We start from the raw sequence: 14,959 nt of genomic DNA, 5'->3' as shown, positions 1-14,959 counted from the left end.
CGCTCTGAACCCTCTCAGGCATGGAGACAGATGATGTACTGGAAGAAAAGCCCCTCTGCGGTTCTGGCATCGCTACTGGTGATCCACCTGCTGGCACACATCGACCGCAATATGCTGCTCGGCTTCTCGCCGCAGATCATTAAAGATCTGGCGCTCAGCAACACGCAATACGGCTTTCTGGTCGGCGCGGTATGGGTGCTGAGCTTCGGCGTGATGGCGATGTTCATGGGCACCCTTGCGGACCGCTTCAGCCGCACCCGGGTCATCGCCGCCGGCGTGCTGATCTGGAGCGCCTGCACGCTGGCCTCGGGCCATGCCCAGAGCTTTGAGCAGATGGTGGTGGCGCGCTTTTTCGTCGCCAGCGGCGAGGCGGCGCTGGTACCTGCCGCGGTGGCCCTGCTGGCTGAACTCTTCTCGGAGAAGCGACGAGGCACGGCAATGGGGCTGTTCTTCATGGGGATACCCATGGGCGTCGGCTGCAGTTTCCTGCTCGCCGGCAGCTTTGGCGCCACGCATGGCTGGCGGACCACGTTCTATGTCCTTGGCATCGTCGGCGTCGCCGTTGCCTTGCCGCTGACGCTGCTCAAGGAAGACCGTAGCCAGCTCGCACCGCAGGAACGCGGCGCACCGTTCGTAGCCCAGGCGCTCGCGGTGTTGCGCACCGTCGGCAGCAACCGTGCGCTGGGCTTCGTGATCGTTGGTTTCGTACTGGTACACCTCGTTTTTGCCAGCTTTTCCTTCTCGCAGTTGTGGCTCGTCAACGAACGCGGCATGAACGCGGCTGGCATTGCCACCAGGATCGGCGCGCTACAACTGGTGTTCGGCACGCTGGGCGCGGTGATGGGTGGCGTCATGGGCGATCGTGTGGCGAGCAAACTGCGGGGCGGACACGCCAGCTTCATGGCGCTCCTTGTCGTGATCTGCGCGCCGTTGATGCTGGCCTGTCGTTTCGTCCCGGTCAGTTCGCCGCTGTTCTACATCGGCATGTGCGCGGGATTCTTCCTGCCGCTGGCGGTGTACGGCCCGGGGGCGGCGGCGATCATGAGCATGGCACCCCAGAAGATGCGCTCGACGATCTTCGGTTTCACGATGCTGTCGATCAATGTATTCGCCCTTGCCATCGGCACCGTGGTCATCGGGATGGCCGCCGACCATTTCATCAAGGCTGGCGCCACCGCTCCGCTGACGGGTGTCCTGATCGCCACTGACGTGCTGACGATCAGTTCGGCGCTGTTTTTCGCCCTCGCGGCGCGCGCCTCGCGCAGGCAGCGTGCGCTCGCGCTGCAAAACATACAACCTGCGAGGTAATGGACATGCAAGACCAACGTCGGAATCTGGAAGGGCGTGTCGCCCTCGTCACCGGTGCCGGTCGCGGCATGGGCGGTGCCATCGCCGTTGATCTGGCCCGCGCCGGTGCATGGGTCGCGATCTGCGATATCGACGTGCCGGCCCTCGAAGAAACGCGCGCTGCGGTAGAAGCGGCCGGCGCACCGTGTCTGGCGCTGCGCTGCGACGTCTCGTCCAGCAGCGAAGTCGCCAAGCTGTTCGCCGCGATCGTCGAGCGCTTCGGGACGTTGCACATTCTCGTCAACAACGCCGCGCTCGTGCCGAACACGCCGATCGATACGGCGCGCCGCAACAGGCATTACGCCTATCTCACCACGCCCGTGCAGCGGCAATCGCTGGCTTTCACCAGCAGCATCAGCGACGAGGAGTGGCATCGTTACTGGGACGTCAACGTGCACGGCCTCTTTTACTGCACCCGCGAAGCGCTCAGGCTGATGCAACCGCAGCGCGACGGCCGGATCATCAACATCGCGTCGATTGCGGGCATCTCGGCCATGAGCGCGCATAGCCCGCACTACAGCGCCACCAAGGGCGCGGTGGTTGCCTTCACGAAGTCGGTCGCAGCCGAAGTGGCGGGTGCCAATATCTTCGTCAACGCGATGGCGCCAGGGGGTGTGGCCACTCCCGAATTCACGGAATACTTCGAGGCCGCCGGTGAGGAAAAGCGCAACCAGTTCTGGCAAGTGGTGCCAGCCGGACGCCTGGGCACGATGGAGGAATACGCCTCGACGGTGACCTATCTGGCCGGCGACCACTACCTGGTCGGCCAGGTGATCAGCCCGAATGGCGGCGTGGTGATATGACCGGGTGCGCCGCGTGACCTGAAGCGATCACGCCTGCAAATCCTTGCATCGACCTCTTCAGGATCAGCCATAACAATCAGTTGTGCAAATAGGATTGTGAGCGTTTCTGGAGATCGGTCTTTGACAAAAGACGACTGACCGGTAAACGACCGCAGGCGCTCAATGGCTCGAATGCTGCCGCGGGCGATGTCGGCTCGTGACTTTGCATTAAAGAATGGACGGACGAAATGAACGGTTTGATGCTGCAAAAGCAGTTGCTGATTTCCTCGCTGATCGTGCATGCCGATCGCCATCATGGGGATACGGAGATCGTGTCGCGGCGGGTAGAGGGTGACATCCATCGCTACACCTTCCGCGACTGTCACCGGCGCGCGCGACAGATGGCCAATGCGCTCACGAGTCTGGGCATCAGGCCGTCCGACCGTGTCGGCACCCTCGCCTGGAACGGCTATCGTCACATGGAGCTGTACTACGGCATATCCGGCATGGGCGCAGTGATGCATACGATCAATCCGCGCCTGCACTCAGAGCAGATCGCCTACATCGTCGACCATGCGGAAGATCAGGTCCTGTTCTTCGATCTGACGTTCCTGCCGCTGGTCAAGGCCATTGCCGACCGCTGCAAGACTGTCAAGGCGTTTATCGCGATGACCGATCGCGCGCATATGCCGCTGGATACCGGCATTGCCAACCTGCTGTGCTACGAAGATCTGCTCGAGCGCAGCTCGTCGACCTACGTGTGGCCGAATTTTGACGAGGATACCGCCTGTGCGCTGTGCTACACGTCCGGTACCACCGGCAACCCGAAGGGCGTCCTCTACTCGCATCGCTCGTCGCTGCTTCACACGTTCGCTGCCGCACTGCCGGATGCGCTGAACTGCTCGGCGCGCGACGTGATCCTGCCGGTCGTGCCGATGTTCCATGTCAATGCGTGGGGCATTCCGTATGTCGCGTGCATGGTCGGGGCCAAGCTGGTTTTCCCCGGCCCCGGGTTGGACGGCCAAGCGCTCTACGAACTCGTCGAAGCCGAGCAGGTCACCTTCGCGGCTGGTGTGCCGACAGTATGGCAAGGCCTGCTGACCTGGCTCGAGCAAGGTGGCCTGAACTTCTCGACCCTGAAGCGCACCGTCATTGGCGGCGCAGCCTGCCCGCCCGCAATGCTTCACACGTTCCAGGATGGGTACGGCGTGGAGGTCCTGCACGCATGGGGCATGACCGAACTGAGTCCGCTCGGGACCATCGGCGCGTTGAAAGCAAGGCACCTCGCAATGGGTCCGGAAGACCGTTGCGCCCTGCAATCCAAACAGGGGCGCGCGGTATTTGGCGTCGATATGAAGATCCTCGGTGAGAACGGCCAGGAACTGCCATGGGACGGCGTGAGCTCGGGCGATCTGCTGGTGCGTGGCCCATGGGTGGTGCGCAACTACTTCCGCAATGAAGGTGGCAACCCGCTGCGGATCGATGCCGACGCGCATGGCTGGTTCCCGACCGGCGATATCGCGACCATCGACGCCGACGGCTTCATGCAGATCACCGATCGCAGCAAGGACGTGATCAAGTCCGGCGGCGAGTGGATCAGCTCGATCGAGATCGAGAACCTCGCAGCCGCGCATCCCGCGATAGCGAGCGCGGCCTGCATTGCGGCGAAGCATATGAAGTGGGACGAGCGGCCACTGCTTGTCGCCGTGAAACAGCCCGGTGCACAGGTGACAGCCGAAGAATTGCTGGCGTTCTTCGAAGGAAAGATCGCGAAATGGTGGACGCCGGATGCAGTCGTATTTGTCGATGCGGTGCCGCTTGGCGCTACCGGCAAGGTGCTGAAGAACCAGCTGCGCGAAGCGTTTCAGGACTATCTGTTGCCGACTTAAGGAAGCAGGTGGCCTGGCGTGTTGAGTATTGAACGTACGTCTTGAACGTACGTCGTTACGGGTGGATTAAAGCTACAAAACTGGAGACGCAATGAAACTGAAATGGGTAGCTGCGGCCGCGGTGGCCGTCCTTGGAAGTCCGGCCTATGCGCAGTCGTCGGTGACGCTGTACGGCGTCGTCGATTCCGGTCTGCTATATCAAAGTACCTCGGCGGCCTCGTTCAGCCCGACGGCGAAGAATCTGGGAAAGGTCTATCGCTACAAGGACGGCGGGATCTACTCGAGCATCTGGGGCATGAAGGGGACCGAGGATATCGGCGGCGGCTATCACGTCAACTTCAAGCTGCAGGGGTCGTTCGACAGCGGCACCGGCAAGTTCGGCCTGGCGGATACGCCGGGCGCGGTGGCGCAGTTCAACCAGTTCGCGACGCTCGGCGTGTCGGGACCGTTCGGTACGGTGAACTTCGGTCGCCAGATCGTGCCGATGGCCTACGCGATGGCCGATACCGACGTGCGGGCGGGCCAGTATTTCGGCAGCATCCTGACGGCGTGGCTGGGCATGAACCAGGCCGCAGGCTGGTCCGGTACCAGCACCAACGGACCGATCGGCGCGCTGTACGACAGCAATGCGATCGTCTACGAGTCGCCGACATTCGCCGGCGTGTCCGCAGCGCTCGAATATGCGCCCGGCGGTGTGGCAGGCAGCTTCCAGGGCGGCACGCGCGAGTCCGCCGTGCTCAAATACTCGAACTATGGCCTCAATCTGAGAGCCGTCTACTACAACGGTCACGACACCAATCCCGGACCGACGACGGTGCCCACCGGACTCGCCAACAACCGCCTCTACTACCTCGGGGCGCTGTACACCTATCACGCCTTCTCCATTTCCGCGTCATATGCCAACGGCAGGAATCCGGCGCACGCGAATCTGGTCAACCTCGACCTGTATTCGGCCGGCCTCGGCTATCGGTTCTCACCGGCATTCAAGCTCACCAGTGGCGTGTATTACCTGAAGGACGCGAACAATTCGGCCAACAAATCGCTCGAGGTCGCCGGAGGCGCCGAATACAGTCTGTCCAAGGCCACTTTGCTCTATGGCCAGGTGGGTTGGGTGAACAACCACGGAGATATGACGCAGACGATTACGTACGGCCAGCCCGTCGCGCCTGGCCTCGGGACGACGGCGGTCATGCTCGGGATACGCCACTACTTCTAGGGATCCTCCGTATTGAGCTCGAAATGAAGACCTCTGGCCGGTGAAGCGTGCCGGCTCGCCACGCGGTAGCAGAACAGCGATTCCAACCGGGATCCCACAAGACTCAGGAAGACTGGAGAAAGCAATGAAGGTAATCAGGGCACTCAAACTGGCGGTCGGCGCACTGCTCGTGACGACATGGATCAATGCATGGTCCCAGCCTGGCGAATCGGGCAGTGGGCCAGCGTCAACCGTCATGGCGTCGCCGGGCAGCGGCGCTTCGGCGAGTTCCAGGCAGGCTGATCGCGCGCTCGGCAGGAAGGTACGCGCTGCGCTCATGAAGGACAAGGAGATCGGTGCTTCAAACATCAGTGTCCGTGCGAGAGGTGGCGCGGTGACGCTGTTTGGCACGGTGCCCGATGCAGCGCAGATCGACAGGGCGGCCGGGGTTGCCGAAGCCGTGCCGGGCGTGACAACCGTGAAAAACAATCTGACACTCAAACGCGTATTCGGCCAGTAAGTGGTTCTCGTAAGTAAGTCCGGACCGCTGCCAGGCTTGCACCGAAGCGACACCGCTCTGCCTACGACGTCAGTCTGCCGGCGCATCTGGCTGGCGGACGGCGCAAATGGATCGATTGCGCAGATGAGCCCGGTTTCGTCGAAGGGGTGACGGCATTCGTCGGGAGGCAAAACACCCAACGTCGACCGAGCGTGCCGCACCGTTCTTGAGCTTTAGCGAATAGACGACCCGACAGAAAAGTGCTGCTGTCGGTAACGTCCTACCTTGAACGGATCTCGGCAGCACAGAGGTCGCGCTGATGTGTGGCAATCTGCCATGTGTTTCCCCACGGATCTCTTACCATCGCTCGCCTGTCGCCGTATGGCATGTCGGTCGGAACTTCGAGTGAGATCGCATTCGCGGCAATCGCTCGCTGGTAGGTCGAATCGGCGTCCTCGACGTAGACATACAGAAATGCCGGCATCGGATCGCGAGGGCCGTCTCCGCCGCTAACCATCACGACGGAATCGCCGATCATGATTTCGGCAGGCCGCCCGTGACAGAATTCGCCCTGTGCCTGAAACACCATCTTGATGAATGTGATCAGGTTTTCCGGATCCCGTGCGACGATTCGGGGCGTGACGGTATGCCATCCATCGGGCTGAAATTTAGCCATGTTGGGCAGCCTCGGAAGAGATTCGCAAGGGCATTGTCCTCCGAGCGCCGGATGTCCGCAAAGGGGGCGAACTCGGCCGATATCCGAACGTTGCGATATGACAGCGCCTCTTCATCCAAAAAAACCGTCTTATTTTCGCTCGAAATCTGTCACCATTTCATGCGGCACCGACCGTGAGCGTAGCGTTGGTCCTGCATTGCGGAAGTGTGTCCTAACGGGAGAGTCCTGATGAGCAAGAAGTCCGAAACGAGCGGTACGAGCGGCGCGAATGAGTCGACCGCTGCGACGCTGGCCGCGCTGGCGAATTACATCAGTGAGTTCGTCATCAATGGGACGCTCGACACCAGATGCGCCGCGAAACTAGTTAAGCGCCTGAGAAAGGAAGCCGAAACCATTTTGGAAAATGGAAGCGCGACAAAGCTGGCACAAAAGGATCTGAAGAAAGCGTTCGACACGGTTGACGCTGCAGTCCAAGACCACGATGCGAAACTGCTGGTCACAGCTAACGCAGCACTACGTACAGCAGACGAGGCGAAAAAGGCGGAAAACTAGCACTGAAGTCTCGCACGCCTTGACGCTGTAGTAGCTGCGTCATCGCCAAAAGCTGTCTCTCGCGCCGGGGCGTCCGCGTGACTGCTGGTGCTGATTAGACGTTCGGCGAAGTGTCAAAAGGTCTCTTGCGACAAGCCGAGCTACACAAAGCGGTTCGCCGGCGCGTACGGCTCGAAGTATCGATCCATCACGCCGATGCACGCATTCAGGCTATGTCCGGCGCATGAATGGCAATGTAGGCGTTTCATGTCTCACCAGCCCACCCCGCGCCCTCATCCAAACCGAACACAATAAGCAGGCGGCAAATGCGCTGAAATCAAATGCCAGCTTTCGCCGCCGTCGTCGGACGTCCATAGCGCGCCGGTGGTCGACGCCATTGCGAGGCGCGTGCCGGAGTCATCTACAGCGAGCCCGTGCCGATACACGAGGTCATACGCCGGTGCAGGCGGCAACCCGTTCGAGAAACGCTCGAACGTGCGGCCGCCGTCGCGTGTGCGCGTGACGACGAACTGGCCGTCCACCGGGGTCCGGCACTGGTCTTTCACGGCGGGCACAAACCACGCGGTGTCCGGCTCGCGCGGATGCACGGCAACCGCGAAGCCGAAGCTCGAAGGCTGCGCTTCGATCCGCTGCCAGTGCGCCGCGCCGTCGGTCGAGCGGAAGATCGCGCAGTGATGCTGCGTCCACAGCGCATCTGGATTTGCGGCGCATTGCACGACGCGGTGCGGGTCTTGCACGTTGGCATCGCCGCGCCGCTCCGGCGGCATGTAGTCGGCCTCCATGCCTTCGGCACTAACGCGCCAGGTCGCGCCGCCGTCGGCGGTTTGCCAGACGCCGCCACACGACACGCCGATCGTCACGTGCCGGCTGTCGCGCGGATCGACCATCACGGAATGGATGCCCGGCGCGTCGTAGCCGCCTCCGAACCATTCTCGGCGCTCCGGGCGATCCCACAGCGCCCGGTTGAGCAGCCATGTGTCGCCGCCGTCGTCGGAACGGAAGAGCCCGCCGGGAATCGTGCCGGCCCACAGGACGCCCGGCTCGTCCGGGCCGCCGGTTTCGAGCGACCAGATTTGCTGGAGCGTCCAGGGAGGGGCCGGCGGGCTGGGCACGGCCGCGCTCGGATTGTCCGCGCTCGTGTCCGCGCCGTCACCGGTATGCGTCTCGTCGGCAGGCTGCGGCGGGTAGACGGGGACTGCGCACTCTTCCCAATCCTCTATGCCCGCGCGCCGGCGATGCAGCTTCACGCCGAAGTGGCCTAGATTGAGCGCGGCGTACAGCGAACCGTCGCGCGGATCAGGCAGCACCATGCTCACCGGCTCGCCGACGAAATACGGCTCACCGAGCGTCCAGCCGCCCTCGCCGTCGGCTTGCAGAACGAACAATCCCTTGCGGGTTGCAACAAGCAATCGATCGCTCATGTGGAGTGTCTCCTGTCGACCAGAGTTGGCGCTTTAGCGCTTACTCTGGTCCCATGCAAAGCTCGAGTAAGAGTGGAACCTTCTTATCCGCCCGACAACGCCTGTATGACGTAAACCCGGCTTTCCTCGCCGAGCGCATCGGACAGATGTTGTCGGTCGCGCACCGGCCGGCCGTCGACAAACACGGCGAGATGTCTTCGCAGTGAGCCCTGATCGTCAAGGATGTAGCCGCGCAGTCGAGGTTGCGCGGCGAAGACGGCCTTCAGTGCTTCGCCGAGCGTGCGCGCGTCGATCTCGCGCTCGGGCGTTGCGATATGCCGTTGAATCGAAGCAGCGAAGAAGATGTGCGCCATGGCGGGGTAGCCGAGCGGCAATGGCCTGTTCGTCGATTCTGCAGTTTAGACGATCCGCCGGGTGCTTCGGGGCATCGCCATACAACAGACGACAGGTTGCGCCTCCGAAGCGGCCGTTGCGGTGTCGCGAGTCCGAAAGGCGGCTCGGGGTCGCGTGCCGCCGAACGCAGCCTTGCGAGGTTCAAGCTGCGCAGCCCAATGCATGAGGCGGCACGCGGCCAACAGCCGCCCTTCCCATAGAACGCGCGAAGGCCGGCTTCCGCCTCGGACAGCGACGTTCAATTTCCGGGCGTGGCGATGCGCTAAACCCACGCATTTTTCGCTCGTCGCCACGGCGCAGCATCATTTCACATCGCCGAGCGCATCGAGCATCATTGACCTGATACAAACGTCCGCCGGTTGCCCGAATCGTTGCAGCCCGCGTTCTCAAGTCTCGCGATCGATTTCGCGCGGGCTGCAAGCGTCATTACTGGCCTGTTGCGCTCTTCACCGCGCATTGCCCGACGATACTCTGCCCGTCACTGAATTTGAACGTGACGGGAACCGTCGAACCGACCGTCAGCGGCTTCTTTTCCTTCTCGAACATCACGTGATACCCGCCCGGCGCGAATGCGAGTGTCCCGTTGGCCGGGACGGTCGCCTTGTCGACCATGACCATCTTCGACGTGCTCCCGGTAGTCTGCGTCTGATGCAGCATGGACATCCCGAACGCATCGGTGCTAACACCTTCGAGATCGACGGGCTTGTCTCCCATGTTCATCAGCTTGAAGTAGCCTCCGGACGGCACGTCGCCCGGCATCGAGCGGATCCAGCAGTCGGACACCATCATGGCGCCCGACGAAGCGGCGAAAGCGGTTAGCGAAGCAGCCGCGAGCGGCAGCGCGATAGCCAGGCGGAAAAAGGGGTGGTGCATGGCATAACCTCCTGTTCTACGTTAAGGAAAATGTGATGGGTTGGCGGGACGTACGTCGCGGCACCGGGGCGCCGCTCGATCGTCATATCGGTCGCATGTCTACATGGTCGCTCCGCTATCCGCCCGTCGGCGACGTATGGCCCAGCACCGCAGCCAGCGCAAGTACGGCTAGCATGACGAGCGCTTCGACAGAGAGAACGCCGTCGAAGCGGCGTTGCGCGGCGGGGTAATCCGGATCGTTGCGCTCGGCAAGCACGAGCAGATCGGGCAGAATCGCCATCCGGTTCCAGCTGCCGAGCAATGTCGCCAGGACCACACATGCAAGCTTTGCGGTGAGCAACCGGCCCCAGTGTGTGCGCAACAGCGGCGCGCTGGCCTGCGCCGTGTCCTGAACGGCGTTGTAGAAACCGGTGACGAGAACAAACACGAGCGCAGCCGTCGCCAGATGAGACAGCGCCGAGCAGAACGCAGCCCTCTGGCGGGGCGGACGGCCTGGTTCGCGTTCGAGCCGGCGCAGCAGGATCGCGGCGACGATGACACTGCCGGCCCAAAGCGCAGTCGCGGAAAGATGGACGACGTGAATCGCCTCACGCCACGAGAAGTCGCCGGAGTCGGCCGCATGGCTCGCGGCTGCCTTGCCCGCGACCCACAGGACGAACCCCGCAGCAAAGAGCGCTGAGCCGCGCTGTTTCTTGAGGCCACTCAATGCCGCGAGCAGCGCGCCGGCAACGCCGATCGACCATGCCTTACCGAAGTGGGACTGCGTCAGTACTGGGGCGATAGCCGAACCAGCTTCACCGAGCGGCGAACCGCTCATGATTGCGGCCTGAAGCCAGAGATACGCCAGGGCGGTGAGAGCGAGTGCGACTGACGCGACGGTCCGCCAGACTCGCGTCGTGTCTTGCCCAGGCAATCCGCTACGCGCGCCCAGCACGCCGCATGCAAGAGCGCCGGTAGCGACGGCAAACAGAATGTCCTGCATCGCGGCCAGTGCAATCTGGGCGACGACGAGCGGATCCACCGTTACTTCACCGTGAACTTGTAATGCCCCTGGGTGCGATGGCCGTCGTTGGCAACGGCGACCCACGAGACGGTATAGGCGCCCGGCACGAGGGGATTTAGCCCTACCGACATGTGCTTCCTGTTCGACGGGTCAACCGCGGCTTTGCCGCTCGTCACCGACTTGCCTCGCGAGTCGGTGACGGCGATCGAGCTGAATGCGGGCTCCAGACCATCGTCGAAGTCGATCGCCACGTCCTTCTGCGAGGTCGTGACGGTCGCACCGGCCCCCGGCGCCTGCTGGGTCGGGTAGGCGTGCGCCTGCGCGAGATTGCAGGCGGCGATCATCAGCGCGGCGATGGCCGCGCGTGCAGTCGTGTGCAGTTTCATGAGAGGACTCCTTACACGTTAGAACAGCGGCTTGCCGAGCGTTTTCGGCGCAATATCGTCGAAGAAAAGATGGGCCTGTACCAGGATGCCCACATGCGAACCGCTCGCGCTGTTGATTGGTATCTGGGCTTCGACACCGAACTGCCCATAGCGGTTGATCCAGATGAATCCCGGATTGATCGTGCCGGTGGTTTGGCCCTGACTTCTCGATAGCGGAAACTCGACGATGGGAACAATGTTCGAGAGCGGCTGCGGCAAGCCGAAATCATGCACCTGCTGCTGCAGATAGGGCAGGCTGTACTGGACCGTGAAACCGTAGTCGAAAGAATTGGGCTGACCGGCCCCGGTGGTCAACGAAGGCCCCGCTTCGGCGGTAATGGCAACGGGTCGGAGATAGGCCAGTGAGTCAGGCAGATCGCCCATACCCTTGCCCACGTAGATCGTCGGCGAGATGGTCGAAAAGCTGTTCGCAATCGCGTGGCTGCCGGTTCCACCCAATTCCGCATGCACCCCGACTGAAGTCATGAATTCGTGCGGGGCGTTCACATACAGCAGATACTTCAGGCCGACTCCAAAGTTATCGAACCCGTGCGCAGTCGGATTGTTCTGCATCACGTAAGCGCCGTCGACGGACAGGGCAAGCCTTGACGTGATCAGCTTGTCGTACTCGAAGCTGAACGTATTGATGCTTTGATCGCCGTCGTCTCCAGGAACACGCAGATGCCCGTATTCGAAGTTAGCTTCATCGCCGACACCTGGATCATCGACAGCCAACGTTGACGGAAAGACGCGGTCGCCCGCGATGGCATGGGCAGCGGCTGACGATGAGGCGAGCAGGAGCGCAGTTGCGGCGAACGAGATCGTTGCCGTGGCGAAGAAGGGTTTCCCATGGCGCAAGGTATTGGCATGCATGTTTCATCCATTGATTGAGGTCGTCATCGCGCCGCCGCGTGTCTGTGAAGAGACACGACGACGCCTGGCGATGCCTTCGTGCACGGCATCGCCATCAGGGCTCAATTCAGGATGAAACGGGGGGCGCGCGCGGCTGGGCGGATGCCAGCGGTTCGACGCGACGGATGCTCTCGAACCGCGTCGCAACGCGATGCTGGATGGCCCAGACCGTGACCGCAAATTCAGGCTGGACGCTCGGCAGCACGGGCGTGTGCGCAATCAGGTTGCAGTAGCCGCAAGCATGCCAGTGAGCAGCCAGCGAGTGGGAGGGGTCCTCGTTGCCCGGCGGATTGCCTGGAGTCGAATGTGCGGAGCAGAGCGAGGCTGAAGGAAGCCCAACCTCATTGCGGTCAGCCAGTGCGTGCGAAACCGTCGGCGCGAGCGTTGCCATCAGGATTGCCAGCAATCCCAGATAGGAGCCCAATTTCCGGCAGAAACAGCTCAGCATAAGGCCGACGATTCGATATTGGTCTGGTGAAGATGAATGCGGCGCATTATGCCATGTGTTACTTGCAGGCATCGACCTGTGACAGCTTGCCGCGTTGCCAGAAGTCTCAAGTCGCCCTGGAATGAGACGCTCGCAGGCCGCGCCTGACTGACTCCTGAGGGTCGGCAACAGCCGAGCGCATCGGGTGGTAGCCGGCCCATCTCCAGCCATTCGCTCGCGTGCGCCCGCGCGTGCTATTTGCTGATGGGTCTTCGGCTGGCTCGACTGAGCAAAAACCGCCACAGCGACGGCGCCAACCACGGCGACCACGAAAGCTTCAACGAACGATTTCATGAGCCGTGGGAGCAAGGTGGCCGACATGCATCGGCGTCGGCAGCCTCACCAAAACTGAGCCAGCTACAAACCACCTCGGTGGGCAAAGCAGATCTTTACTTTCTCCCGATCGACCGCTCAAACCGACTCCCGCAGCACCAGCTGATGCTGCAGGATGCGCGACGCTGGGCGTTGGCCGTCGAGCAGCGCCAGCAGCATTTCGGCCGCCGCGGCGCCCAGCTCGACCATGGGCTGGGCCACGGTCGTCAGCCCCGGCTCGAAGATGCCAGCGATGGGCACGTCGTCGAAGCCCATTACCGCCACGTCGTGCGGCACCCGCCGGCCGGCTTTGCTAAAGCCCTTGATCGCGCCGATGGCCAACGTGTCCGACACGGCGAACACGGCGCTCGGTGGATCCACCACCGCCAGCAGCTTTGCCGCCGCCTGGCTTCCGGCGGCGTAACTATTGTCGCCAGTAACGCAGACAAGCTCGGGCGCAGGCGCGAGACCGGCGCGCAGTAGTGCTGCGTGATAGCCCTCGCGGCGCTGACGCGCATACAGGAAGCGCTCATCGCTGGTGATGAAGCCGATGCGCCGGTGGCCCTTGTTGATGAGGTACTGCACGGCATCCGTACCGGCCTGGCGGTGGTCGATGCTGACATAAGGCACGTCGCTACCGGGCAAGAATTCCGAGCAATTGACCCATGGCTTGCCGTTCGCCGCCTCGCGCCGGGCTGCCGGATCGGACATGGGCACGAGATTGATGACGCCGTCGCTCAGACTGCCGGCCAGCGTCGGCAGCGAGGCGTCCGCCGTGCCAGTCCAGGCTTCCAGGTCCGCCGGAAGCAGCATGTAACCGGCCTGGCGACTGACCGCGCCGGCCCCGCGCACGATCTCGGCGTAGTAGGGGTTGGCGAAATCCGGCATGAGCATCAGCAGAATGCGACTCTGACCGGTACTCAGGCTGCGGCCGAACGGATTGGCCCGGTAGTTCAGTGTCCGTACGGCTGCCTCGACCCGCTCACGCGTGGCCGCCGTCACGGCCTTCGTCCCGTTGAGCACACGCGACACCGTGGCAATGGAAACGCCAGCCTCGCGGGCAACGGCTTCGATGGAGGGTTTGCTTCGCATTGGTTCGTTCAGGCAGCGGCGCGTTTGTCGCCAGCAGGAAGGTAACAATTTTAGCATCGCGGGAAAAGGTTTTCCCCTCATGCGTCATCGAACCTCGAAACTGAGCGGGGATTCAGACTCGGCTTGCGGGAATCCATGGCGTTGCTGCAAACCGCGGCGTTATGCAATCCGCTTATTCGAAGCTTCTCGCGTACTCCTGTTTGTGCCGGTCCCTGCTGCATAGGGTAAAGCCCCTGTTCCAGGTAAACGGGAAAGCGCTTACCTTTTGACTTGCGCCCAGCTCCGTAGGCCATCCGTGCCGCATCCATCTTGACTCTTCGGATTGACGACCATGAATCAAGCCTTGCCCATTTCCATCCAGATTTACAGCCTGCGTAATGCGGGCGAACTCGACCGGCAGTTCGACATTGCCGCCCAAGCCGGATTTCGCCAGGTGGAGCTGATCGGGTCCTTGCTCGAAAATGCGGCCGACACCCGGAACAAGCTTCAGGCGCGCGGCCTTAGCGCCTCCTCCAGCCACCTCAGCATGGCCATGCTGCGTGAGCGTTTGCACGAAGTGAGCGCGGCGTGCGAGACCCTCGGTATCACCCAGTTGGTCATGCCCGCGGTGCCGCCCGCCGAGCGCAACAGTGACGCCGCATACTGGCGGGCGCTCGGCAACGAGTTGGGCAGCCTCGCCCATCGGCTAGCCGCTCAGGGCATCGCCCTCGCTTACCACAACCATGATTGGGAACTCCGCGCCAGGGAGAACGGCGCAACGGCGCTGGAACTGCTGTTCGAGTCCGCCGGGGCAAGCCCGCTCGGCTGGCAAGTGGATGTAGCCTGGCTCGTGCGCGGCGGCGCCGATCCTCTGCCATGGCTTCGTCGTTATACGGGCCGCGTGGTCTCGGCCCATGCGAAAGACCTCGCGCCCGCGGGTGAAAAACTGGACGAGGATGGCTGGGCCGACGTCGGCCACGGCGTCATGGATTGGCCCACGCTGGCCGCCGCCTGCCGCGAAGCGGGGGCGCGTTTCCTCGCCGCCGAGCACGACAATCCCAGCGACGGTGAACGCTTCGCCCGCAATGCCTTTGCCTATCTGCACCAGCTCGGAGCCTGATC

The 14,959-nt window shown here is 62.6% G+C and carries 16 protein-coding genes; 7 read left to right on the top strand and 9 right to left on the bottom strand.

Going from position 1 to position 14,959, the window contains the following annotated elements; translation table 11 throughout:
- The first annotated feature begins 30 nt into the window (after positions 1-30).
- The 5 genes from HDG37_RS03550 to HDG37_RS03530 all read left to right on the top strand — a co-directional run bounded on the left by HDG37_RS03550 (position 31) and on the right by HDG37_RS03530 (position 5,733).
- Positions 31-1,308: an MFS transporter gene (locus tag HDG37_RS03550; RefSeq protein ID WP_260332725.1), complete on the top strand. Its 1,278-nt coding sequence runs from the start codon at positions 31-33 to the stop codon at positions 1,306-1,308.
- A gap of 5 nt (positions 1,309-1,313) precedes the next feature.
- A complete protein-coding gene (locus HDG37_RS03545; protein ID WP_184044316.1) occupies positions 1,314-2,150 on the top strand; it encodes an SDR family NAD(P)-dependent oxidoreductase in 837 nt (278 codons plus the stop codon).
- Positions 2,151-2,377: 227 nt separating this feature from the next.
- The gene (locus tag HDG37_RS03540; protein ID WP_184044314.1) at positions 2,378-4,018 is read left to right on the top strand and encodes a 3-(methylthio)propionyl-CoA ligase; all 1,641 of its coding nucleotides are present in this window, start codon (positions 2,378-2,380) and stop codon (positions 4,016-4,018) included.
- 91 nt (positions 4,019-4,109) lie between these two features.
- Complete coding sequence (locus tag HDG37_RS03535; protein WP_184044312.1) at positions 4,110-5,234, top strand: porin; 1,125 nt, start codon at positions 4,110-4,112, stop codon at positions 5,232-5,234.
- 124 nt (positions 5,235-5,358) lie between these two features.
- Positions 5,359-5,733: a BON domain-containing protein gene (locus tag HDG37_RS03530; RefSeq protein WP_184044310.1), complete on the top strand. Its 375-nt coding sequence runs from the start codon at positions 5,359-5,361 to the stop codon at positions 5,731-5,733.
- Positions 5,734-5,992: 259 nt separating this feature from the next.
- Here HDG37_RS03530 and HDG37_RS03525 read toward each other — a convergent pair whose 3' ends face one another.
- Complete coding sequence (locus HDG37_RS03525) at positions 5,993-6,388, bottom strand: VOC family protein (protein WP_184044308.1); 396 nt, start codon at positions 6,386-6,388, stop codon at positions 5,993-5,995.
- A 228-nt stretch (positions 6,389-6,616) separates the two neighbouring features.
- On the opposite strand from HDG37_RS03525, the gene HDG37_RS03520 reads away from it, so the two are divergent.
- Positions 6,617-6,940: a hypothetical protein gene (locus HDG37_RS03520; RefSeq protein ID WP_184044306.1), complete on the top strand. Its 324-nt coding sequence runs from the start codon at positions 6,617-6,619 to the stop codon at positions 6,938-6,940.
- Positions 6,941-7,212: 272 nt separating this feature from the next.
- Here the strand turns inward: HDG37_RS03520 and HDG37_RS03515 are convergent, their stop codons facing one another.
- The 8 genes from HDG37_RS03515 to HDG37_RS03480 all read right to left on the bottom strand — a co-directional run bounded on the left by HDG37_RS03515 (position 7,213) and on the right by HDG37_RS03480 (position 13,858).
- A complete protein-coding gene (locus HDG37_RS03515; protein WP_184044304.1) occupies positions 7,213-8,361 on the bottom strand; it encodes an exo-alpha-sialidase in 1,149 nt (382 codons plus the stop codon).
- Between the two features lie 83 nt (positions 8,362-8,444).
- Positions 8,445-8,714 carry a MoaD/ThiS family protein gene (locus HDG37_RS03510; RefSeq protein ID WP_090803938.1) on the bottom strand — a complete coding sequence of 90 codons (270 nt, stop codon included), beginning with the start codon at positions 8,712-8,714 and terminating at the stop codon, positions 8,445-8,447.
- 466 nt (positions 8,715-9,180) lie between these two features.
- Positions 9,181-9,627, bottom strand: a complete 447-nt coding sequence (locus tag HDG37_RS03505) for a copper chaperone PCu(A)C (RefSeq protein ID WP_260332724.1) — start codon at positions 9,625-9,627, stop codon at positions 9,181-9,183.
- Between the two features lie 115 nt (positions 9,628-9,742).
- Positions 9,743-10,648, bottom strand: a complete 906-nt coding sequence (locus HDG37_RS03500; RefSeq protein WP_184044302.1) for a CopD family protein — start codon at positions 10,646-10,648, stop codon at positions 9,743-9,745.
- 2 nt (positions 10,649-10,650) lie between these two features.
- Positions 10,651-11,016: a copper resistance protein CopC gene (locus HDG37_RS03495; protein ID WP_184044301.1), complete on the bottom strand. Its 366-nt coding sequence runs from the start codon at positions 11,014-11,016 to the stop codon at positions 10,651-10,653.
- 18 nt (positions 11,017-11,034) lie between these two features.
- Positions 11,035-11,928 carry a hypothetical protein gene (locus tag HDG37_RS03490; protein WP_184044299.1) on the bottom strand — a complete coding sequence of 298 codons (894 nt, stop codon included), beginning with the start codon at positions 11,926-11,928 and terminating at the stop codon, positions 11,035-11,037.
- Positions 11,929-12,034: 106 nt separating this feature from the next.
- Positions 12,035-12,415: a DUF2946 domain-containing protein gene (locus tag HDG37_RS03485; protein ID WP_184044297.1), complete on the bottom strand. Its 381-nt coding sequence runs from the start codon at positions 12,413-12,415 to the stop codon at positions 12,035-12,037.
- Positions 12,416-12,865: 450 nt separating this feature from the next.
- Positions 12,866-13,858, bottom strand: a complete 993-nt coding sequence (locus tag HDG37_RS03480) for a LacI family DNA-binding transcriptional regulator (protein ID WP_184044295.1) — start codon at positions 13,856-13,858, stop codon at positions 12,866-12,868.
- 331 nt (positions 13,859-14,189) lie between these two features.
- Here HDG37_RS03480 and HDG37_RS03475 point away from each other — a divergent pair, with 331 nt between their 5' ends.
- A complete protein-coding gene (locus HDG37_RS03475; RefSeq protein WP_184044294.1) occupies positions 14,190-14,957 on the top strand; it encodes a sugar phosphate isomerase/epimerase in 768 nt (255 codons plus the stop codon).
- Positions 14,958-14,959 lie beyond the last annotated feature (2 nt).

It is taken from the genome of Paraburkholderia sp. MM5384-R2 (genome assembly GCF_014201025.1).
Lineage (GTDB): Bacteria > Pseudomonadota > Gammaproteobacteria > Burkholderiales > Burkholderiaceae > Paraburkholderia > Paraburkholderia tuberum.
Note: the sequence above shows the minus strand (reverse complement) of the source record. Positions and strands in the feature narration are given on the sequence as shown.

Coding starts and splice junctions, on each gene's coding strand:
- HDG37_RS03550 (WP_260332725.1), top strand. CDS start 31: ATGATGTACTGGAAGAAAAGCCCCTCTGCGGTTCTGGCATCGCTACTG.
- HDG37_RS03545 (WP_184044316.1), top strand. CDS start 1,314: ATGCAAGACCAACGTCGGAATCTGGAAGGGCGTGTCGCCCTCGTCACC.
- HDG37_RS03540 (WP_184044314.1), top strand. CDS start 2,378: ATGAACGGTTTGATGCTGCAAAAGCAGTTGCTGATTTCCTCGCTGATC.
- HDG37_RS03535 (WP_184044312.1), top strand. CDS start 4,110: ATGAAACTGAAATGGGTAGCTGCGGCCGCGGTGGCCGTCCTTGGAAGT.
- HDG37_RS03530 (WP_184044310.1), top strand. CDS start 5,359: ATGAAGGTAATCAGGGCACTCAAACTGGCGGTCGGCGCACTGCTCGTG.
- HDG37_RS03525 (WP_184044308.1), bottom strand. CDS start 6,388: ATGGCTAAATTTCAGCCCGATGGATGGCATACCGTCACGCCCCGAATC.
- HDG37_RS03520 (WP_184044306.1), top strand. CDS start 6,617: ATGAGCAAGAAGTCCGAAACGAGCGGTACGAGCGGCGCGAATGAGTCG.
- HDG37_RS03515 (WP_184044304.1), bottom strand. CDS start 8,361: ATGAGCGATCGATTGCTTGTTGCAACCCGCAAGGGATTGTTCGTTCTG.
- HDG37_RS03510 (WP_090803938.1), bottom strand. CDS start 8,714: ATGGCGCACATCTTCTTCGCTGCTTCGATTCAACGGCATATCGCAACG.
- HDG37_RS03505 (WP_260332724.1), bottom strand. CDS start 9,627: ATGCACCACCCCTTTTTCCGCCTGGCTATCGCGCTGCCGCTCGCGGCT.
- HDG37_RS03495 (WP_184044301.1), bottom strand. CDS start 11,016: ATGAAACTGCACACGACTGCACGCGCGGCCATCGCCGCGCTGATGATC.
- HDG37_RS03490 (WP_184044299.1), bottom strand. CDS start 11,928: ATGCATGCCAATACCTTGCGCCATGGGAAACCCTTCTTCGCCACGGCA.
- HDG37_RS03485 (WP_184044297.1), bottom strand. CDS start 12,415: ATGCTGAGCTGTTTCTGCCGGAAATTGGGCTCCTATCTGGGATTGCTG.
- HDG37_RS03480 (WP_184044295.1), bottom strand. CDS start 13,858: ATGCGAAGCAAACCCTCCATCGAAGCCGTTGCCCGCGAGGCTGGCGTT.
- HDG37_RS03475 (WP_184044294.1), top strand. CDS start 14,190: ATGAATCAAGCCTTGCCCATTTCCATCCAGATTTACAGCCTGCGTAAT.